This window comes from Pseudonocardia parietis (assembly GCF_017876315.1).
In the GTDB taxonomy this organism is placed as follows: domain Bacteria; phylum Actinomycetota; class Actinomycetes; order Mycobacteriales; family Pseudonocardiaceae; genus Pseudonocardia; species Pseudonocardia parietis.
This window is the reverse complement of sequence record NZ_JAGINU010000001.1, coordinates 2,987,522-3,007,311: the sequence shown is the minus strand read 5'-3', so window position 1 is coordinate 3,007,311 and position 19,790 is coordinate 2,987,522. Positions and strand designations below refer to the sequence as shown.

General features: G+C 73.7%; 21 protein-coding genes. 4 read left to right on the top strand and 17 right to left on the bottom strand.

Annotated features, from left to right (window positions below):
* Window positions 1-4: 4 nt before the first annotated feature.
* The 10 genes from JOF36_RS14235 to JOF36_RS40855 all read right to left on the bottom strand — a co-directional run bounded on the left by JOF36_RS14235 (window position 5) and on the right by JOF36_RS40855 (window position 8,953).
* Window positions 5-421, bottom strand: a complete 417-nt coding sequence (locus JOF36_RS14235; RefSeq protein ID WP_210027297.1) for a DUF4247 domain-containing protein — start codon at window positions 419-421, stop codon at window positions 5-7.
* Complete coding sequence (locus tag JOF36_RS38930; RefSeq protein WP_210027296.1) at window positions 418-1,020, bottom strand: DUF4178 domain-containing protein; 603 nt, start codon at window positions 1,018-1,020, stop codon at window positions 418-420. The genes JOF36_RS14235 and JOF36_RS38930 overlap by 4 nt, the downstream gene beginning before the upstream one ends.
* 369 nt (window positions 1,021-1,389) lie before the next feature.
* Window positions 1,390-2,151, bottom strand: a complete 762-nt coding sequence (locus JOF36_RS14225) for a (2Fe-2S)-binding protein (RefSeq protein ID WP_210027295.1) — start codon at window positions 2,149-2,151, stop codon at window positions 1,390-1,392.
* Between the two features lie 4 nt (window positions 2,152-2,155).
* Window positions 2,156-2,605 (bottom strand): glycerol dehydratase reactivase beta/small subunit family protein, encoded by a 450-nt coding sequence (locus JOF36_RS40115; RefSeq protein WP_210027294.1) that lies wholly within the window; start codon window positions 2,603-2,605, stop codon window positions 2,156-2,158.
* Entirely contained in the window at window positions 2,602-4,458 is a 1,857-nt protein-coding gene (locus JOF36_RS14215) for a diol dehydratase reactivase subunit alpha (RefSeq protein WP_210027292.1), read from the bottom strand. The genes JOF36_RS40115 and JOF36_RS14215 overlap by 4 nt, the downstream gene beginning before the upstream one ends.
* Window positions 4,459-4,468: 10 nt before the next feature.
* Window positions 4,469-5,044 carry a propanediol/glycerol family dehydratase medium subunit gene (locus tag JOF36_RS14210; protein WP_210027291.1) on the bottom strand — a complete coding sequence of 192 codons (576 nt, stop codon included), beginning with the start codon at window positions 5,042-5,044 and terminating at the stop codon, window positions 4,469-4,471.
* A 34-nt stretch (window positions 5,045-5,078) separates the two neighbouring features.
* On the bottom strand, window positions 5,079-6,803 hold the full coding sequence (locus tag JOF36_RS14205; RefSeq protein WP_210027290.1) for a propanediol/glycerol family dehydratase large subunit: 1,725 nt from the start codon (window positions 6,801-6,803) through the stop codon (window positions 5,079-5,081).
* 3 nt (window positions 6,804-6,806) lie between these two features.
* Window positions 6,807-7,232, bottom strand: a complete 426-nt coding sequence (locus tag JOF36_RS14200; protein WP_210027289.1) for a diol dehydratase small subunit — start codon at window positions 7,230-7,232, stop codon at window positions 6,807-6,809.
* Between the two features lie 46 nt (window positions 7,233-7,278).
* Window positions 7,279-7,680, bottom strand: coding sequence for a GlcG/HbpS family heme-binding protein (locus JOF36_RS14195; RefSeq protein WP_210027288.1), 402 nt, complete (start codon window positions 7,678-7,680; stop codon window positions 7,279-7,281).
* A 139-nt stretch (window positions 7,681-7,819) separates the two neighbouring features.
* Entirely contained in the window at window positions 7,820-8,953 is a 1,134-nt protein-coding gene (locus tag JOF36_RS40855; protein WP_210027287.1) for a LuxR C-terminal-related transcriptional regulator, read from the bottom strand.
* A gap of 111 nt (window positions 8,954-9,064) precedes the next feature.
* On the opposite strand from JOF36_RS40855, the gene JOF36_RS14185 reads away from it, so the two are divergent.
* Window positions 9,065-9,739 carry a GntR family transcriptional regulator gene (locus tag JOF36_RS14185; RefSeq protein WP_307862373.1) on the top strand — a complete coding sequence of 225 codons (675 nt, stop codon included), beginning with the start codon at window positions 9,065-9,067 and terminating at the stop codon, window positions 9,737-9,739.
* A 4-nt stretch (window positions 9,740-9,743) separates the two neighbouring features.
* Here the strand turns inward: JOF36_RS14185 and JOF36_RS14180 are convergent, their stop codons facing one another.
* Window positions 9,744-10,214 (bottom strand): RDD family protein, encoded by a 471-nt coding sequence (locus JOF36_RS14180; protein ID WP_210027286.1) that lies wholly within the window; start codon window positions 10,212-10,214, stop codon window positions 9,744-9,746.
* Between the two features lie 188 nt (window positions 10,215-10,402).
* Between JOF36_RS14180 and glnA the strand changes: the two genes are divergently transcribed.
* The gene (glnA, locus tag JOF36_RS14175; RefSeq protein ID WP_210027285.1) at window positions 10,403-11,824 is read left to right on the top strand and encodes a type I glutamate--ammonia ligase; all 1,422 of its coding nucleotides are present in this window, start codon (window positions 10,403-10,405) and stop codon (window positions 11,822-11,824) included.
* Window positions 11,825-11,996: 172 nt separating this feature from the next.
* Here glnA and JOF36_RS14170 read toward each other — a convergent pair whose 3' ends face one another.
* The 3 genes from JOF36_RS14170 to JOF36_RS14160 form a co-directional block, all read right to left on the bottom strand.
* Window positions 11,997-12,314: a type II toxin-antitoxin system PemK/MazF family toxin gene (locus JOF36_RS14170; protein ID WP_210027284.1), complete on the bottom strand. Its 318-nt coding sequence runs from the start codon at window positions 12,312-12,314 to the stop codon at window positions 11,997-11,999.
* The gene (locus tag JOF36_RS14165; RefSeq protein ID WP_210027283.1) at window positions 12,304-12,534 is read right to left on the bottom strand and encodes a ribbon-helix-helix protein, CopG family; all 231 of its coding nucleotides are present in this window, start codon (window positions 12,532-12,534) and stop codon (window positions 12,304-12,306) included. Before JOF36_RS14165 ends, JOF36_RS14170 begins: the two co-directional genes overlap by 11 nt.
* A 106-nt stretch (window positions 12,535-12,640) precedes the next feature.
* Complete coding sequence (locus tag JOF36_RS14160) at window positions 12,641-12,907, bottom strand: GlsB/YeaQ/YmgE family stress response membrane protein (protein WP_210027282.1); 267 nt, start codon at window positions 12,905-12,907, stop codon at window positions 12,641-12,643.
* Window positions 12,908-13,210: 303 nt separating this feature from the next.
* On the opposite strand from JOF36_RS14160, the gene JOF36_RS14155 reads away from it, so the two are divergent.
* Window positions 13,211-16,105, top strand: a complete 2,895-nt coding sequence (locus JOF36_RS14155; protein ID WP_210027281.1) for an AfsR/SARP family transcriptional regulator — start codon at window positions 13,211-13,213, stop codon at window positions 16,103-16,105.
* Between the two features lies 1 nt (window position 16,106).
* On the opposite strand, the gene JOF36_RS14150 is transcribed toward JOF36_RS14155, so the two are convergent.
* Complete coding sequence (locus JOF36_RS14150; RefSeq protein WP_210027280.1) at window positions 16,107-17,504, bottom strand: carotenoid oxygenase family protein; 1,398 nt, start codon at window positions 17,502-17,504, stop codon at window positions 16,107-16,109.
* A complete protein-coding gene (locus JOF36_RS14145) occupies window positions 17,501-18,121 on the bottom strand; it encodes a hypothetical protein (protein WP_210027278.1) in 621 nt (206 codons plus the stop codon). The genes JOF36_RS14150 and JOF36_RS14145 overlap by 4 nt, the downstream gene beginning before the upstream one ends.
* Window positions 18,122-18,310: 189 nt before the next feature.
* On the opposite strand from JOF36_RS14145, the gene JOF36_RS14140 reads away from it, so the two are divergent.
* The gene (locus JOF36_RS14140) at window positions 18,311-19,210 is read left to right on the top strand and encodes an alpha/beta fold hydrolase (RefSeq protein WP_210027277.1); all 900 of its coding nucleotides are present in this window, start codon (window positions 18,311-18,313) and stop codon (window positions 19,208-19,210) included.
* Between the two features lie 4 nt (window positions 19,211-19,214).
* On the opposite strand, the gene JOF36_RS14135 is transcribed toward JOF36_RS14140, so the two are convergent.
* Window positions 19,215-19,637, bottom strand: coding sequence for a VOC family protein (locus tag JOF36_RS14135; RefSeq protein WP_210027276.1), 423 nt, complete (start codon window positions 19,635-19,637; stop codon window positions 19,215-19,217).
* Between the last annotated feature and the right edge of the window lie 153 nt (window positions 19,638-19,790).

The window sequence follows — 19,790 nt, the reverse complement described above, 5'->3', positions numbered from 1 at the left end:
TCGGTCATTTGATGCCTCCGGGTCCGCCGCCGAAGCCCCCGGCGGCCGGGGAGCCCGGGCGGAACCCGGGACCGAGGAAGACGAACGCTCCGCCGCGGTAGCGGCCGTCGAGGTCCTCGACCTGGACGGTGCTCCCGGCCGGTGCCGGGCTGACGATCACGATGTCGTCGTCGTAGCGCAGGTACTCGGCACCGCGGTCGGTCGACCGGGCGGCCGGGCGGACGGCACCCGCGATGGCCGCGGCGGTGCTGCTCACCGGCTCGTTCGAGGTGTAGACGGCCGTGTCCCCGGTGCGCTGCTGCAGCGGGTAGCGATCCTCGATCACGTCACGGACGTCGGTGCCGATCCCACAACCGCCGAGCAGCGCGCAGACGAGCAGCACGCACGCGAGCCGTGTCCCGGCCCGGACCCGCCCGCTCATTCAGGCGGTGCCGAGTGGAGTACGACGAGCTCGCCACGGGAGATCGCCCGGCCGGTGGAGATCTCCCAGGACTGGGTCGCCGCCCAGCGCTCGAACGCGAGCAGGCCGGTGCCGTCGGCGGTCGCGTAGTCGGCGTAGTCGACCGACCCCGTCGCGGAGGTTCCGGTGGTGCCCTCGGCGGTGAACGACGCGCGGCCCCGCTCGATCTGGCGGTGCACCCGGTCGTCGAGGACGACGTCACCGTCCGGGACGAGGCCGGCGGCGTCCTCGCGCCTGGTCCAGAGGACCATCTCCAGCTCGCCCTCGTCGTCCTCGACGCTGAGCCAGGGACGGCCGGCCGAGGAGTCGAGCAGGTGCTCGCGCCACTGCACACCGCCCTCCTCCAGCACGATGGTGCCGCGAACGACGTGATCGACCCCGGCGTAGGTGATGACGTCCCCCACCCCGATCCGGTGCGGGTCGTAGAGATCCGGCTCGTTGGCCAGCGGATCGGTGCGCCGGGGCGCGGACGTGCCGGCCGACGACCGTGATCGCAGGATCAGGACGACGACCACGACGACGGCGACGACCGCCAGCACGCCGAGCAGGAACTCGATCACGAATCGACTCCACGGTTCGGTTGATCAGTGCGGCGTGACCCTATCGTCCCGGTGTGTCCGGTCGGCGACGGTACGGCGGAACGTTGCAGGTCTGTGCCGTCCCGGGGGCTGCAGCACGAGTCCGTGCGTGATCACCCGGCGGTGACGGGACGTCAGCGAGGCGGGTCGTCGCCGTGCGGGGCCGGTGGCGAGGGGCGCACGAGAGCGGTTCGATCACGCCCGCGCAGCGCTCACGTACCCCTCACGCGGGGCACACCCCTTCTGCTGGGCCACCACGACCCGGTGATCACCCGTTGAGGAGCGCAGCGTTCGTCTCACGTGCGCTGCACTCCTCAACGGGTGATCACGCGGCGACGACGGGGCGGGGAGTCAGCGGGGCGGGTCGCCGCCGTGCGGGGGCCGGTTCGTCAGCACGCAGTCGGCGCAGATGCTGCCGCCCGGCACCCGGTAGTAGAGGCAGCAGGAACGGCGGCGGAACGTCCACCCCTGGTCCGGCGGCACCGGTGGGCGCTGCTCCCCGGTACCGGCCAGTCGTGGATGCCGCAGGAGGTCGCCTGCGACCATGGCCACCGCGTCCGCGGCGTCCGGGCGTCCGATGTCGAGCACCCGCTTCGCGCCGGCAACCGCGGACGCGACATTGCCCCACAGCACCGTCGCGGACACCCCGAACCGGGTGCCGACGGCGTCGACCAGCGGGTCGAGCAGCCCGTCGACGACCGGATGGAGCAGGCGTGCATCCGGCCGCGGCGCGTGGGTGATCCGCAGCGGATCGAGCGCGACGGCGTCACCGGCCGGGGTCGCCGACCACCACAGGGTCTCCGGGCGGACGTCGAGCACCGCACCCCGCAGCGCGAGCGCGGCCAGCGGCCCGGACACCAGCTTCGCCGCCATCGCCTGTAGCAGGATCGACGCGGCGATCCGGCGGCCCAGCGGCAGCTCGGCACCGAGCGCGGCCCGGGTGTGTTCGACCCGGCCGACCAGTGCCCGCGGGGCCAGCACCGCGGAGAACGGCCGTACCGGGTGCCCCGCCGCCCGTTCCGCGGCCAGGGCGCGCACCTCGAAGAACGGTCCGATCGTGGCGAGCTCGTCGAGCACGGCCGTGGCGGAGGGGATGCGGTGTTCGGTGGTCATCCGATCACGGGTCCCCGGGGCCGGCCGCGCCGAGGGGCAGCGGCAGGCCGGTGACGATCCGGGCCGCCGCGGCCCCGGCCCGCCGACCGGGAGGGACCGGTGACGGGTCGGGCACAGCGGACGGAGCCGGCGGGGGTTCGGTCAATGCCGGCCGGTCCGGCGGGAGCTTCGCGTGGTGCACCGCGACGGCGCCGTGCACGTCGACACCGACGCCGGAGTCGAGCTGGGACCGGCGGGCCGCCCGGTGGGCCAGGGCGACCGCGCAGGCGTCCCCGGGCGGGCCGGTCGTGGCGGTCGGGTCGGGCCACGCGGCGACGGGCACCCCTTCCTCCTCCGCCCCGGCCAGCACCTCCCGCAGGACCGCGGCGGGAGCGTCCGGGTGGTGGCGCACCACGACCGACGGCGGCTCCGGCGCGCTGCCGTCTCGTCCGGCGGGCTCGCCGCGGCGGCTCACGACGCGAGCTCCTCGACCGGCGCGGCCGCGTGCGCGTCGACCAGGCCGGACGCGACGGCGTTGCGCGGGCCCTCGGTGCCGTGCACGTTCCCGGTCCCGCAGACGATCCCGTTCCCGGCGAGCGCGCCGGAGATCATCTCCGGGATCTCGAAGTCCAGCGCCGAGCCGCCCAGCAGCACGACGAAGTCCAGCATCCGCAGCGACCCACCCGGCGCGACCTGGTGCAACGCCCGCTGCGCGTTCACGACGAACACGCGCCGCTTGGCCTCCCGGCGGATCCGCCGGACGTGGTCGATCGAGTGCCGGGTCCGTACCGGGACCGGTCCGTCCGGGGTCATCACCACGACCCGGGCGAACACGTGCGCGGGCAGCGGCTCGGTGAAGAACTGCACCGAGCCGTCCTCGTGCCGGATGTGGAAGAAGCTCTCCACCTTCGCCAGCGGGTACCACTTGATCTGCTCGGCGGTCTCCCGGTCGTCGAGCGCGAGCTCGGAGTCGATCAGCTTGGTGACCAGCTCCCCCGCGCCGGCCACGTGCACGGCGGTGCACACGCCGTCCCGGGTGAGCAGGGCCGCGTCGGTGGAGCCACCGCCCATGTCGAGCACCGCGATCGGCTGGTCGGTGCCCGGGGTGGTCAGCGCGCCGCGCACCGCCATCTGCCCCTCCACCCCGCCGATCCGCGCCGAGCAGCCCAGCACCGCGGCGACCCGGTCGGCGACGACCTGCATCCGGCTGCGGCTGGTGCGCACCATCGCGGCGAGCGCGACGGCGTTCTCCAGCGACACCTCACCGGCCAGCCCACCGCGCACCTCCCGCGGGACGAACGTGTCGATGGCCAGCACGTCCCGGATCCGGATCTCGGCGGCCGGCTGCCCGGTCACGTCGGTCATCGTGTCCCGGACCTGGGCGAGCATGCCGCCGACGTGCGTGCCGGGCTCGCCGGTGGCGTCGTCGAGCGGCTGCACCCGGCCCAGCAGCTCCATGATCGCCTCGGCACCGGCGTCGACGTCGATCCGCAGCGTCTTCCCGGCACCGGTCAGGACCAGCTCCCCCACCGGGACGCGCCGGTCGCGGACGTCCCCGCTCGGGGTCCGGACGACGACCGCCGAGCGGTTCCCGGTCAGCGCCCGGGCCACCGGTGCCACCTGCCGGGTCTGCTCCGGGTCCAGCGCGAACACCGATGCCAGGCCGTAGGAGTCGGACAGCGTCCGGATCGTCCGGCCCGGTGCGGCGACCTCGACCGCGGCCGCCATCCCCAGCGGCACCCGGTCCACCGCACCCACCTCGTCCACGATCGGGACCGCGGCGGTGAGCCGGTTGGCGACCAGCACGGCGTCGTCCTGGGCCAGCACGGCGGCCACGAGCTCCAGCCCGCGCCCGACGGCGCGGTTCAGCACCGCGGCGACCCGGTCGAAGTCCCACCCCCGCGGCACGACGACGATCGCCGGGCCGTCCGGCACCGGACCCGCCGGGTCGGTGAGGTCGTCGATCGGGACCGTCGTGCCGACGCCGGTGCCCTGCCCGCCGGGGGTCGACGGGTTGTGCCCGATCATCGTGGACTCGGTGATGATCGTCTCGGTGATCGTCTCCATGGCGAGGCCGCTGATCACCGGGGTGGCCTCGTTGAGCAGCACCAGGTCGAGGTCGGCCGGGTCGCGCCGGGCCCCCTCCAGCGCCCGGCGGACCGCGGTGACCGCGCCCGCGGTGTTGTCCGGGGTCCCCTTCACCCCCGTCGTGCGGGTGAGCGCGGTCCCCAGGTACTCCACGCCGTCGGCGCCGATCGAGGCGACACACGCCTCGGTCGTCGAGTTCCCGATGTCCACGCCCACGACCAGCCGCGAACCGTCCTCCACGCCGTACCCCTCAGCCCGCGTCGCTGAGCACGGAGTCCAGCACCACCTCGACCGGCTTCTCGCCCGCCCGGATCTGGTCGAACTCCTTCAGGTGCAGCAACGCCGCCTTGGCCTGCCACCGCGGACGGGCCATCTGGTCGTTGCGGGTCGGCACCGGCTGCGGCGACTCCCCCTTGGCGTACTGCGCGGCGTTGGACCCGATCCCGCGGAAGACCTCGGCGTCGAGCAGCGGGGACTGCGGGAACAGCTCCAGGTTCGACAGCCGGGCGAGGTCCTTCTGGTGGATCATCGTGGTGCCGCGCGACAGCAGCCCCACGCAGATCCCCGACCCGGAGAGCTTCGCGCCGGTGTGCGCGATCGCCGCGAGGTCGGCGGTGTCCCGGACCCGGATCAGCCGCGACGTCACGCCCTGCTCCTCGACACCGGCCATCAGCTGGCGCAGCACCTCGGCGTGCGGGACGTCGACGATCGTCTTGGTGAAGAAGCCGGCGAACGCCGGGGACAGGGCGATCACGACCTCGTCGGGCCGGGTGCCGCGCGCGGCCGGACCGACCTCGCGCAGGGACGGGGTGGTGGGCTCGGTCATCGCAGTGCCTCCGAGGTCGAGGGGCCGGGGGTGGTCACGAGATCTCCTCCTCGGGGTTGTCCGCGCTGGTGACGTGCCGCAGCTTCTTGAGCTGCTCCCAGCGCTCACCGGTCAGCCGGTAGCCGGTGCCGGGCCCGGCGTAGTCGTTCGCGTCGTTGATCGCCGCCTGCGGCACGAAGTCGGCGTCGAGGATCGCCGCGGTCTGCAGCAGGTCACCGGCCACTCGCTGGCGCAGCACCTGCAGGTAGTTCTCGGCGATGTCCGGGAAACCGGTCCGCTCGAGGATCCGGACCAGGTCCAGGCCGGTGATGCCGCGGTCCATCACCGACTGGGCACCCTTGAGGTCCTCCAGGACCTCGCGCAGCGGGTAGTCGGCGCTGGAGTTGGCGTAGGTGGCGGCCTCGACCTCCTCGTCGCTGATCCGCGGCAGGTCGAGCTCGGCGAAGACGGCCTGCAGCGCGCGGGCGGCCTTGTCCCGGACGGCGAGGATCTCCTCGGTCCGCACGTGCCGCAGCCCGCCGTCGATCTGCAGGTCGCGCTGGATGGTGTTCCAGTCGTCGTAGTCCTCGACGTCGAGGTTGGACCCGGCGAACATGTTGTCCGAGTTCGGGACGCCGGAGAACCCGGAGCACACCAGGTCCTGCCCGGCCAGCATCTGCGGCATCAACCGGCTGGTGCGGCGCATCGCCGAGTGCGAGAACGACTGGTCGTTCCCGGCCGCGCACTCCAGGTCGAGCATCGAACAGATCAGGTTCTCCGCCGCGACCGCCCGGATACCGCCGGGCACCGCGCCCGGAACCCCGATGCAGCTGATCGAGCCGTTCTGCAATCCCTGCACCCCGGCGCCGCGGGCCATCAGGATGCAGCGGATCTCCAGGTAGAGCATGGAGCGGCCCTCGGCGTTGCCCATCTGCACCTCGGAGCCGGTGCCGGAGGTGAAGCGCATCTTGATCCCGCGCGAGGCGTACGCGCTGGCCAGGAACGACTTCGACCACGGGGTGTCGTCGCCGTCGACGAACACCGACTCGGTGCCGTACACCGAGATCGTCTCGGCGTAGCCGGTGATGCCGCGCATGCCGAGGTCGAGCTCGGTGGCCTCCTCCAGCGCGCACTGGGTGATCACCCCGCCGCGCCCGGCCTGCGCCCCGATCTGCAGGCCGATCGCGACCAGCGGGGCGTAGCGCAGCACGCCGAGGGTGGTCTCCAGCTCCGCGAACCCGCGCAGCGCGGCCTCGGCGGCGTCCGCGGCGACCTGGATCGGGTTGTCCCGGGCGCTGGTGGAGTGCGCCTGGTTGGCGGGCGTGCGGCGCGACCGCATCTTCTGCATCGCCATCATGATCTCGACGACGTTCATCAGCTTGACGACGTCGAGCAGCTTCGCCGGGGTCAGCCCGCGGGTCAGGTCGAGGATCTCGGCCCGGCCGACGGTCGGGTTCACCAGCATCCGGGCGATCTCGTCGGACGGGACGGCGTTGGCCCGCTCGGCCACGTCGACGTCGATCGCGTGGTCGGCGATGAAGGTGTCCATGAAGTCGAACTCGGCGCGGGGGCGCCCGTCGAGCTCGACGATCACCCCGTCGGCCACCCGGACGCTCGGCGCCGGGTCGAAGTCGCTCTCCATCGCGACCAGGCCCTTCTCGGGCCACTCCTCGACGAAGCCGTCCAGGTTGACCGGGCGGGACTCGAGCATCTCGGTGCGCTTGGACGTGCGGGGGCCGGTGGGTTCGGTGGATCCCGGAGACGGGAGCGTGCTGGTCATCGGTCAGTCTCCTTCGCGGGCGAGCAGGTCGCGGGTCTCGTAGACCTGCGCGGCCTCACGGACCAGGGCGGCGCAGATGGGGGCGGTGTAGACGGTCTCCAGCCGGTCGGCGATCTCGGCGAGGCGTTGCCCCGACGACGCCCGCGGGCGCAGCGCGTTGTAGATCTCGAGCACCTCGTCGTCGGGCAGCGCGGTGAGCTCGGCGGCGCGGCGCATGTTCTCGGCGAGCTGGCGACGCCCCACCGAGGCGGAGATCTCGCCCTGCAGCTGCAGCGTCGCCGGGCTGACCCGCAGGTCCTCGTTCGTGATGTCACCGGCGAGGACCGCGGCCATCGTCACCTCGGACAGCGGCTTGCCGGTCGGCGTGCGCAGCAGGTCCGGTCGGTTCACCGACAGCGGGTAGTCGGCCGGGCCGAGCGTGCTGGTCATCGGGTCTCCTCGGGTCGGGTGTGGTGGCGCATCGTCGCCGACCGGCTCAGGCGAGCGCCGCGACGGCGGCCTCGGCGACGGTGACGTCCTGCTCGACCGATCCGGCGCTGACGCCGACCGCGCCGACCATCTCGCCGTCGCGGTGGACCGGGATGCCACCGCCGAAGGTGACGAGCCCGCCGGAGGTGTGCTCGAGCCCGTAGAGCTCGGCGCCGGGCTGGACGAGCGGGCCGAGCGCGGCGGTCGGCAGGTTCATCAGGATCGACGTCCGGGCCTTGCGCTGGGCGATGTCGATGCTCGCCCGGATCGCGCCGTCCTGGCGGGCGAAGGCGAGCAGGTGGCCGCCGTCGTCGACGACGGCGACGTTCATCGGCTGTCCGATCTCGGTGGCTCGGGCGAGTCCGGCGGCGAGCGCCTTCTCCGCGTCCTGCAGGGTCAGACGATGCATCCGGCGTGCTCCTCGTCGAGTCGTGCGGCCCGGGCCCGTCCCGGGAGCGCGCCTCGACGCTATGACCGCGGGCACGTCGCCGACATGAGGGCTGTCCCTACCCCCACACCTTCCGGCCAGGTCGGCCCCGGCCACTCGGTCAGCTGCGTTCGGCGTAGCCGGCCGATCCGAAGCGGGCGAGCATCGTGCGGTTGCGGGCGCCGGTCTTGCGCAGGATCGCGCTGACGTGCTTCTCCACCGTCTTGACCGAGATCCGCAGCAGCCCGGCGATCTGCTTGTCGGCCAGACCCTGCTCGACCAGCTCGCGGACCTCCCGCTCGCGCAGGGTCAGCGCCGCGTTCCGGCGGACGTCCGGGCGCGGTGGCACGGGGGCGGCCGGACGGCCCGGGGCCGGCTCGTCCACGGGCATTCTGCCCGCGGGCGGCTCGGCCGCGGTCAACTCGGCCGCGGCCGACCCGGCTGCGGTCGACCCGGCTGCAGTCGGCCCGGCTGCAGTCGCCTCGCCTGCAGTCGACTCGGCTGCGCTCGGCTCGGCTGCGGTCGACCCGGCTGCGGTCGGCTCGGCTGCGGTCAACCCGGTCAGGGCCGGCGCGATCGGTGGCTCGGGCAGCCGGGTCCGGATCCGGGTCCCCCAGCCCGGGGTGCTGTCGATCTCGAACTCGCCGCCCAGGTGCCGCACACCGTCGGCGGCGCCGGCCAGCCCGGCGTGCACGACGGCGGCCGGGTCGAACCCGCAGCCGTCGTCCTCGACCAGGAGTCGGACCGTCCCGGGATCGAAGACCAGCCCCACCCGCAGGGTCGTGGCGCCGGAGTGCCGCACGATGTTGTCGAGCACCGAGCGGACGACCTCGAGCACCCGGTGCGCGACGGCCGGGTCGAGGACCCGCTCGGTCCCCATCGTGACGACGCCGCCGCGGGCGCCGAGCGTGCGCACGGCCCGGTCGAGCTCGGCCCGGACGGCGGGTACCAGCCGGCGCGCGGGCTGCGGGGCCGGCGCCCCCGGTCCGGCGGCCAGCTCCAGCGCCAGCCGGCGGGCACGCTGCAGCGCCGCGGTGGGCGGGAGCCCGGACTCCACCGCCCGCTCGACGCGGTCGAGCTCATCGAGCAACGCGTACACGTCCGCAGGTGGCACGGCAGGCACCGCCGCATCCCGGTCCCGCGCCGCACCGTGGTCCCGCGCCGCGCCCCGGTCCCGCGCGGCACCGTGGTCCCACGCGGCACCCCGGTCCCGCATCCCACCGCGGTCTCGCGCCGCATCGTGGCCGAGGGTCACCTGGCCTCCTCGGATCCATCATGCATCTATGGCGTGCACGGAACGTAGGCCCGCGGCGGTCGGTGAGGCAAGGCCGCCCCGCCGCGCGCGCCCGTCGGCGATGATGCGGGCGTGAGCGACGACGTGGTGGGGACCGGCACCGCGACCGAGCGGGCGTACCGGTTCGCCAAGGCCGGCATCCTCGACGGCTCGCTGCCGGCCGGCGAGCTGATCAGCGAGGGCCAGGTGGCGAAGCCGCTGCGGTTGAGCCGCACCCCGGTACGCGAGGCGTTCCTGCAGCTGCAGGCCGAGGGCCTGCTCAAACTCTTCCCGAAACGCGGCGCGCTCGTGGTGCCGGTCTCCGCAGGCGAGGTCGACGCCGTGATCGAGGCACGGGACGTCATCGAGTCGCACGCGATCGCCCGGCTCGTCGCGGCCCCGGACGACGTCCTCGACGAGGTGACCGCGGCGATGGGCGCCGCCGTCGACGACCAGGCTGCCGCGGTGGCCGCAAGCGACGAGCTGGCCTTCGTCGAGGCCGACCGGCAGTTCCACACCGTGCTGGTGGCCGCGGGCTGCCGCAGCATCCTGCTCGAGGTCTACGGCACCCTGCGTGACCGCCAGCTGCGGATGAACCTGGGCGCGCTGGGCGGACGGTTCCCGGGCCGCGCCGGCAGGCTGCTCACCGAGCACGGCGCGTTGCTGGAGCGGCTGCGGGCGCGCGACCGGGACGGTGCCGAACGCGCGCTGCGTGGGCACCTGGCCGGGACGCGGGCGTCGGTGCTGGGCGCGCCCGTCGCCGGGTGACCGGTCAGCCGCGCAGGACCCGGACGACAATGGTCGTGCTCGCCCGGTCGTGCCATCCCCGGCCGTCGGGGTCGAGGAAGAACACCGGGAGCACGACGGCGATCATCGCGGTCCGCAGCAGCGCCCGTGGCACGCCGACGTGCTGGGCCATGTCCGTACGCGCCACGCGCATCCCGAGGGCGAGGTGCCCGGGCGTCGACCCGAGGACGGCGACCGTCAGCGCAGTGATCACGTACCAGGTCCCGAGGACCCACCAGCCGAACTCGGGGGTACCGATCGCCTCGACGCCGGCCACGAGCAGCACCAGCAGGTAGGCGAGCAGCCAGTCGAGGCACACACCGCCGATCCGGCGCCCGACCCCCGCCACGGAGAAGTGCCCGGCGGCGGGCAGGCCGAACTGCTTCCCGGGATGCCCGGCGTCACCGTCGGTCCCTGTGGGTGAACCGGGGAGCCAGGACTCGATCCAGCGGGCCATAGCTTCTAGCCTAGGCGCCGCACCGACGCGGCCGCTGCCGACGGGTTCTCCGACATCGAGCCTCACATTGTGACGGCTGTCGCGCTCCGGCCAGTTAACGTCGGTGAAACAGGCGAGTGATGGGTGAGCAACACGGCGCTCCTACCGTCACCCACGATCTCCACCAGCGATTGAAGGAGCCCGAGAGAGTGTTCAGCAACGCCGAAGAGGTACTCAAGTACATCTCGGACGAGAAGGTCGAGTACGTCGACATCAGGTTCTGCGACCTGCCCGGCGTCATGCAGCACCTCACCGTCCCCGCCAAGACGGCCGGCGACCTCCTGGAGAACGGCGCCGCGTTCGACGGCTCCTCCGTTCGCGGGTTCCAGGCGATCAACGAGTCCGACATGGCCCTGTTCCCGGACCCGTCGACGGCCCGGCTGGACCCGTTCCGCAAGCACAAGACGTTGAACGTCAACTTCTTCGTGCACGACCCGGTCACCGGTGAGCCCTACTCCCGCGACCCGCGCAACATCGCGCGCAAGGCCGAGGAGTACCTGCGCGCGTCCGGCATCGCCGACACCGCGTTCATGGCCGCGGAGGCGGAGTTCTACGTCTTCGACTCCATCCGCTTCGGGACCGACCCGCACCAGGCGTACCACCACATCGACTCCGCAGAGGGCTGGTGGAACACCGGCCGCGAGGAGGCCGGCGGGAACCTCGGGTACAAGGTCAACTACAAGGGCGGCTACTTCCCCGTCCCGCCGGTCGACCACTACGCCGACCTGCGTGCCGACATCGTCAGCACCATGCAGGACTCGGGCTTCGACGTGGAGCGCGAGCACCACGAGGTCGGCACCGCGGGGCAGGCCGAGATCAACTACAAGTTCGACACCCTGCTCCACGCCGCCGACGACCTCATGCTCTTCAAGTACCTGGTGAAGAACGTGGCGTGGCAGAACGGCAAGACCGCCACCTTCATGCCGAAGCCGCTGTTCGGCGACAACGGCTCGGGCATGCACGTGCACCAGTCGCTGTGGAAGGACGGGCAGCCGCTGTTCCACGACGAGTCCGGCTACGGCGGGCTCTCCGACATCGCGCGTTACTACATCGGCGGTCTGCTGCACCACGCGCCGTCGCTGCTGGCGTTCACCAACCCGTCGGTGAACTCCTACCACCGCCTGGTCCCGGGCTACGAGGCCCCGGTCAACCTGGTGTACTCGGCCCGCAACCGCTCGGCCTGTATCCGGATCCCGCTCTCCGGCGACAGCCCGAAGGCCAAGCGCATCGAGTTCCGCTGCCCGGACTCGTCCGGCAACCCGTACCTGGCCTTCGCGGCGATGCTGATGGCCGGCCTGGACGGCATCAAGAACAAGATCGAGCCGGCCGCGCCGATCGACAAGGACCTCTACGAGCTCCCGCCCGAGGAGGCCAAGGACATCGCGCAGGTCCCGTCCAGCCTCTCGGCGGTCATCGACCGGCTCGAGGACGACCACGAGTACCTGCTCGAGGGTGGCGTGTTCACCCCGGACCTGATCGAGACCTGGATCCGGTACAAGCGGGAGAACGAGATCGACCCGCTGCGGCTGCGCCCGCACCCCTACGAGTTCGCCCTCTACTACGACGTGTGAGCCGCCGGCCCGCCGGTCGACCTGACCGGCGGTGGGCACCCAGGCCACCGACGAGGACCGCCGACCAGGCGGTCCTCGTCGCGTTTCCGGCAAGGTCATGCGGTCGCGCGTGGAGCTCCGAGCACGCACGGGAGTGACCTCGCGGAGTCGGACGCGCGCGGCGGGCGCCGGATCAGTCCAGCCCCAGCACCGCCTGCAGAGCAGCGTCGACGGCGTGCATCTCGGCGGTGTCCAGGCGACCGGCGAACTCGCCGAGGCGTGTTTCGGGATCGACGACCGTCAGTTGTTCGACGAGCACCCGGGTCGTGGTGCCGTTGATCTCGATCTCGGGGCGGAACGACGCCGCTCGGCGGCCGGTCGAGGTCGGGGCGACGAGCCATGTGGACAGCGGCACATCGTCGGACTGCACGACGACGGCGTAGCGGGCGCCGGCTCGTTCATGGCCGCGAACGTCCTTGGCCGCCTTCAGCGTGTACAGGTCACCTCGCACGGACGGCGTCCATCTCGGCGGCCAGCTCCCGCGAGGCGGCAACGTCGTCGGGGTCGTTACGGAGCTGCTCGGCCTCGGCCCGCAGCCGCGCCCTCCGGTGTGCTCGTTCGGCCTCCAGGATCGCCGCCCGGACAGCCTGTGACCGCGACTGTCCCTCGCGGGTGAGCGCTTCCAGCGCGCGCTCCACCTCCGGATCAGTGCGAATCGTCAGCGTACTCATACACAAACTGTAATACAGTCTGTCTTACGCTGCGAGGAAGGACGGCCCCGGACACACGTCGGCGCCGCCCGGAATTCCGGACGGCGCCGAGTAAGCGGTGTGGCCGTCAGCGACCGACGCGCTTGCGGCCGGTCACCTTGTTGTAGACCACCAGCACGACGATCGCACCGATGATGGAACCGATCCAGCTCGACGGCGAGAAGCTGCTGAAGCCGGTGAAGATGCTGGCCAGCGCGCCGCCGACGAAAGAGCCCACGACGCCCAGGACGATCGTGGCCACGATGCCGATGTCATCCTTGCCCGGGACCAGGGCACGGGCGATGAAGCCCGCGACGAGACCGAGCACGAGCCAACCCAGAATGGTCCACAGCATGGTGTTCCTCCTCTTTTTCTCGGTTCGTCTCCTTGACGGACCGTCGCGACCTGTTTGAACTGATCTCTCTCACCGAGTGACCAGTCGCCCGCCGGTCGAAACGTGCCTGAGCGTAGCCCGATCGGGCCCCAGCGGCACGCAGGAAACCCCTGGCACACCCGATCCGGGGTCCCTGGTTCGAGAACGGGGTCGTCCCCGATGCGCGAATCGCGACCACCGGAATCCGGCATCGGCCGTAACGCCGTCGTCGGGTGCGCCGAGCACAAGCCCGGGGCATCAGGAGACGGGGAGGTCCGTGCAACCGTGTCCGAGCCGGGCGTGCTGAGGTTCCGTGATCTGGGAGCGGTCGCCGTCGTGCAGGACGGCCGGGAGCGCGCGCCGGGCGGAGCGGTGCTGGGCAGGCTGCTGTCGCGCCTGCTCGTCGACGCCGGCCGCCGGGTGGACGTCGGCGCGCTGGTGGACGCGATGTGGGGCGACCGGGCCACGGCGCGCTCGGTGTCGACCCTGGAGTCCCACCTGTACCGGCTGCGCCGCTTCCTGGAACCCGGACGCGGCCGCGGCGAGGCTCCGGTCGCGCTGGTCGCCGAGGCCGGTGGGTACCGCCTGATCGCCGATGGCGACCGGGTCGACTCGGTCCTGTTCACCCGGCTGGCCGAGGAGGCGGCCGATCTGCTCGACCGTGGGGAGCCGGGACGGGTGGTCGCGCTGGCCGAGCAGGCGCGCGGGCTGTGGCGGGACCGCCCGTACGCGCCGTGGAGCGACGAAACCTGGGCCGCGGCGCCCGTCGCGGGGCTGGAGGAACTCGGCCGCCGGCTCACCGAGACCCTCGTCGACGGGCTGCTGGCCGACTCGCGCCCGGACCGGGCGCTGGCCGAGCTGGAGCCGGTGCTGGCCGCGCAGCCGTTGCGCGAGCGGCCGTGGGAGCAGTATCTGCTCGCCGCAGCTCGGGCGGGACGGGTCGGGGACGCGTCGGCCGCCTACCGGCGCATCGACCGGCTGTTGCGCGACGAGCTCGGCGTGCAGCCCGGTACCGAGCTCCGCAGGCTGCACCGGCTCGTTCTCGCCGGCGCAGCGGAGGCCACGCGCAGCGTCGCCCCCGGTCGGGAGCCGGCGCCGGTCGAGCTCACCGAGGTGAAGCTGCCGCGGCGGCGGTCGCGCCTGGTCGGGCGCTCCGCGGAGGTGGCGGACCTGGAGCGCCGCATCGCCTGCGGGACGACCGTGACGCTCGTCGGGGGCGCGGGCTGCGGCAAGACGACCCTGGCCGTCGCCACGGCGGAGCGGGTCGCCCCGGGCTTCCCCGGCGGCGTGTGGTTCGTGGACCTGAGCTCCGCGCCCGGCACCGAGCAGGTCGGCACCGAGCAGGTCGGTGCCGCGGTCGCCTCCGCGCTGGGGCTGGCGGGCGCGGGCGGGACCACGACGGACGCGCTGCGGGACTTCACCCGCCACCGCCGCGCGCTGCTCCTGCTGGACAACTGCGAGCACGTCGTCGACCCGGTCGCCGAGCTGGTCGAGAAGCTGCACGTCCCCGGGGGCGGGCTCGCCGTGCTCGCCACCAGCCGCGAACCGCTGGAGGTCGACGGGGAGCAGCTGGTCGAGCTGGCCCCGTTGCCGGTCGGCGACGGCTCACCGGCGGTGGAGCTGTTCCTCGAGCGGTTCGCCGAGGCCGGGCCGGACCGCCGGCTCGGCTCGGCCGACCTGGCGGTGGCCGCGGCGATCTGCGCCTCGGTGGACGGAGTGCCGCTGGCCATCGAGCTGGCCGCGGCGCGCGGGCGCGCGTTCAGCCTCGTGGAGATCGCCGAGCAGGTCCGCACCGACCCGAGCACGCTGTCGCGGGTCGGCCGGGGCCGGGGTGGCAGGCACACCGTGCGGGGCGCCGTCGAACGCAGCGTGCGCCTGCTGGCCCCGGACGAGCAGCGGCTGCACGCCGCGATGTCGGTGGTCCCCGGTCCGGCGACGGTCGCGCTGGCCGCGACGGTGAGCGGGACACCCCGCGCGCAGATCGACGACGTCGTCGCCGGTCTGGTGCACCGGTCCCTGCTGGTCGTCGAGGGCCCGCTGCGGCCGGGTGGCCCGTCCCGCTTCACCCAGCTGGCCATCGTGCGCGGGCACGGCGCGCACGCCCTGGGCGACGGCGGGTCCGAGCGGGCGGCACAGGAGCGGGACCGGTTCGTCGTCGACGCCGTGGTCGGTCGCCCGCGGATCGGCACGACCGGCGAGGCCGAGCTGCACGACCGCATGGACGACGACCTGGCCGCGCTGCGCGCCACGCTGCACCGGACCCTGGTCGACCGGCCGACGTGGGGCGGCCCGGCCCTCGCAGCGGGCCTGGGCCTGTACTGGTTCTACCGGGGAATGATGCTGGAGGGCAGCCGGTGGATCGCGCTGGGGTTCCGCCACCTCGGCCTGGCCCGCCCGGTCGACGCCGCGATCCTGCACTCCGGCCTCGCCGCCCTGCACATCATGGAGCGCGACCTCCCGGCCGCCCGGCCGCACCTGGCCGCCCTGTTCGAGGCCGCCGACCGCGCCACGGGTGAGGACCTGCTGTTCATCGGCGACGAGTTCGCGGGGCTCATCTCCCCCGCCGTCCCGGTCGGGGACCGGGGCCTGCTCCGGGAGCTGGCGGCGCGCGCCGCCGCGGTCGCGGACCGGACCGGCGACGCGAACAGCGCGCTGCTGGCGCGGGTCGCGGCACTGCGCACGTGGCCCCGCGACGACGCCATGGAGCAGCTCGCCGAGGCCGTCGCGGTGCACGCGGTGGCGGTCGGGACCGGCAACCGGTGGGCCGGGCGGATGTCGGCCGACGACGCGGTGCGGGCCTGCCTGGCGGTCGACGACGTCGATGCCGCGCTCCAGTGGTCCGGGCGCGGGATCGAGGACTACCTGGCTCTGGGGGCGCAGGACAGCCCGCAGTTCATGGAGCTGCACGGCGCGCTGCACGCCCGCCGCGGGGACGACGTGGTCGCGGTCCGGGTGCTGGCCGGTGCGCGGATGCAGAACCGGCGGGCGGCGATGCGCTGGCCGACCCGCTCCGAGACGCCCGCGATCCTCGCCGAGGCGGCCCGCCGCCTGGGCGCCACCGCCTACGAACGGGCGTGGCGCGAGGGCGGCGGACTGCGCCTGGCCGATCTCGCCGGCGCCCCCGGGACCCCGGTCGCGGTGCCGGCACCGCGACCGGACCGGCCCGCCGTCCTGCGGTGACTCACGTGGGCAGCCAGTTGCCGTGCAGCCCGAGCGGGACGCGCACGGGCAGCCGGACGGTGCCGACCGGCCCGGACGCGGGGTCCGCGGCCGGGAGCACGAACAGGTTGCTCGCCCCGGTGTCGAACCGGGTGCCGAGGACGAGCCACCAGCCGGCGTCCGGGGCGTCGGAGCGCGGGTCCGGGGCGAAGACCGGTTCACCGAGCGCGACGCCGGGTGGCGCCCAGCGGGTGACCGTCCCCGCCCGGGTGTCGTACCAGGCCAGCGCGTCCCAGCAGCCCGGGTGCGGGAGCTCGCGGCCGGTACTGGTCACGGAGGCGGACACCGCGTGCGCCGAGCCCAGCAGCCGGTCGTCGATCCGCGGGAACTCGGCCGCGATGTCGGCCAGCGTGCTGCGGTGGACGTGCCCGGTCGCCGGGTCCAGCACGGCCCGGGCGAGTCGCGGCTGCACGGGCGGGCCGGGCGCGAGCTCGGCGGGGCGGGGCCACTCGACGTAGTCCAGCACCACCCGGCCGCCCTCGTCGTGGGCGTTGACGGTGTGCCACAGCCAGAACACCGAGTCCGAGCACCAGCGGACCGGGCCGCCGTCGCGCGGGACCAGGGCGATCCGGGTGCCGTCGTCCGGCTGCCAGGACAGCAGGGACCCGCCGGCCGTCGCGGCCGCGATGTCGAAGTACAGCGGGGCGACGACCAGCACCACGTACCGCGCCGTGATCGCCATGTCGTGGATCATGCTGGGCCGTTCGATCCCCGCCACGGGCACCGGCGCGGTCCCGGTGCCGTCCGGGCGGATCGTCGTCCAGGTCAGGAACGGCGGGCCGAAGGTGTAGGAGAACGCGATCATCTCGCCGGTGCGGGGGTCGAGCTTGGGATGGGCGCAGATCCCGGCCGGGAGCGCGTCGCCGAAGGTCTCCTGGCCGAGCGTCTCCAGCTCCGGGCCCATCCGGTAGGGACGGTCGCACTCGGCCAGGGCCAGCAGCGTCCCGTGGTGACGGATGACGTTGATGTCCGGGAGCTGGCGCCGGGTGCCGGCCAGCTCCGGGCCGACCTCGTCGGCCCCGGGCCGCCCGGCCGAGCCGAAGCCGGGCCAGATCGCGTGCCCGGCCTGCTCCTCGGCGCGGACCATCGGGGTGCGCACGAACCGGTTGTCGTAGCGCGCCCGGCCCTCGGACAGCGTGACACGGTGCAGCATCCCGTCCCCGTCGAGCGGGAAGACGTAGGAGCCGATCGGCGAGAAGCGCGGGTTGGGGCCGTTGCGGACGTAGGACCCGTCGAGGTCGGCGGGCAGCTCGCCGGCGACCTCGAGGTCGGCGACGTCGACCTCGGCGACCACCGGTGCGAACGGGCCGGTCAGGTACGGCCCCGGGACGACCGGGGCGGGGCGGGCGGCGGCGGTCATCGCGCGACCCGCTCCGGGTTCTCGGTGCGGTGCTCCCCGACGACCCGGTTCGTGTAGCGGACGGTCGCGACGATCAGCAGACCCGGCACCAGCCAGTTCAGGATCAGGTCGGCGGGCCGCGAGACGAGGTAGCCGGTGTGCTCGGCGCCGTTCGCGGTGAGCGCGCCGGCGACGAGGTGCCCGACGGCCATGACCGCCACGGTGCCCGCCCATGCGGCACTGACCCGGCGGTTGACCGAGTGGAAGCGCGGGGAGTCCCAGTACTCCCGCGCGACCGTCTCCCGCGCGTACTGCTCGGTGAACGGCCGGATCGCCAGGCTCACCGCGAGGACGACGGCCAGCACCAGCGCAGCGCCCCCTCGACCGTAGAGGGCCAGCACCTCGTCCGAGGCCGGGTCGATCAGTGCCCACGCGCTCATCACCGCGAACGTGGCGACCGCGGTGACCTCCAGCAGCTTCGGGCTCTGCCCCCGTGCGACCGACCGGGCCACGAACACCGCCGCCAGGACCAGGGCCAGCAGCGCGGCCGTCCCGACCGCACCGGGGCCGACCCGGGTCGAGATCGCGCTGAACGCGATCCAGGGCAGGAACCCGAGCAGGATCTGCTTGACCGACATGGCGTGGTCCTCTCCTCCGTGCCCGCCGCCCCCGTCGAGCAGCCGGTGACCACACCGTCGCGGCACTCCCTCCAACTCCCTTCCAACCCCGGGCCGGCCGGTTGGAACGGGGTTGGAGCGGACCGGCCGACAGTGCCGACGGTTCCCATGCACCCGCGCCACGACACCGAAGAGATCGGCAGGTCGCCCATGAGCACCATCGAGAGCCACGTACCCGACCACGTCCGGCAGATCGCCGAGACCGGTGCCGGTCCCGTCGAGTACGCCGTCGTCGGTACCGGGGCCCCGGTCGTCGTCGTGCACGGCAGCCCGGGCGGTATCGACGCGGCGGCCCTGATGGCCGGCTTCCTCCCCCGGGAGGAGATCTCGGCGATCCTGGTGTCCCGGCCCGGCTACCTCGGGACCGAGCTCGGCGACCGCACGACCGTCGACCGGCAGGCGGACCTGCTCGCCGCTCTGCTCGACCATCTCGGGATCGAGCGGGCCGGGGTCCTCTCGTGGTCCGGTGGCGGCCCCGCCGGCTACCGGCTCGCCGTCCGCCACCCCGCCCGGGTCGACGCCCTCGTCGCGTTCGCGGCGGTCAGCCGGGCCTACCACCTGCCGGAGCAGGACCTGGCCGACCGGCTGATGTTCACCACCGGCGCCGGGCGCTGGCTGCTGCGGCTGCTCGCCGCGCACCAGCCCCGGCAGTACGTCGCGGGTGTCCTCTCCGCGGAGGGCGACCTGCCCAAGGAGCAGCTCACCCAGCGGATCGAGGAGGTCTTCGCCGACCCGGTCAAGCGCGACTTCGTCCTGGCCCTCGGCGCGACCGCCACCCAGGACCGCTCCCGGCGCGCCGGCTACGAGAACGACCTGGCGCAGTTCGCCGCGATCACCTCGCTGGAGCTGGAGCGGATCACGGCACCGACCCTGGTCGTGCAGGGCAGCGCCGACGGCGACCTCCCCCCGGCGGACAGCGCCTTCGCCGCCGCGACGATCCCCGGCGCCGAGCTGCTGACCCTGGACACCGGCACGCACCTGGCGCTGTACACACACCCGGATGCCGCCGCGGCCCAGGCCCGCGTCGTCGACGCGCTCCTGCGCCGGTAGCCGCTCAGTCGCCGCGGGTGTCGCGGCGGATCGGGTGCTCCGCCGGGATCTGCACCAGCACGATCCGGGTGCCGTCCGGGTCGGCGATCCACATCTCGTGCAGGCCCCACGGCTCCTGGCGCGGCTCGCGCAACACCGCCACACCGGCACCGGCCAGCTCGGCGTGGGCCGCGGCGAGGTCGCGGACCTGTAGCCACAGCCGCAGCCCGCCGGCGTCCGGGGCGGGCCCGGCCGGGTCCGCCCCCGCCGGGCCGTCCGGTGCGCCGGACGGCGCGGCCGAGACCTCCAGCAACCCGTTGCCGAGGAAGAACACGGTCCCGCCCGGGAACTCGCGGGAGATCGCCAGGCCGAGGACATCGCGGTAGAACGCCAGCGCGGCGTCGGGGTCGGCGGGACGCAGGATGGCGCGACTACTGAGGATCTCCACGGCGCCGCACGCTATCCGGCGGGCCGTCACTCGGTGAGATCGCCGGGCCGACCGACGCATAATCGGTCCAGTTCGGCGATCGTCGACCGCGCCCGCGGAGCCGTTGACAACCCACTGAACGGACTGGTTGACTCGGCTTCACCGTGTTCCGCA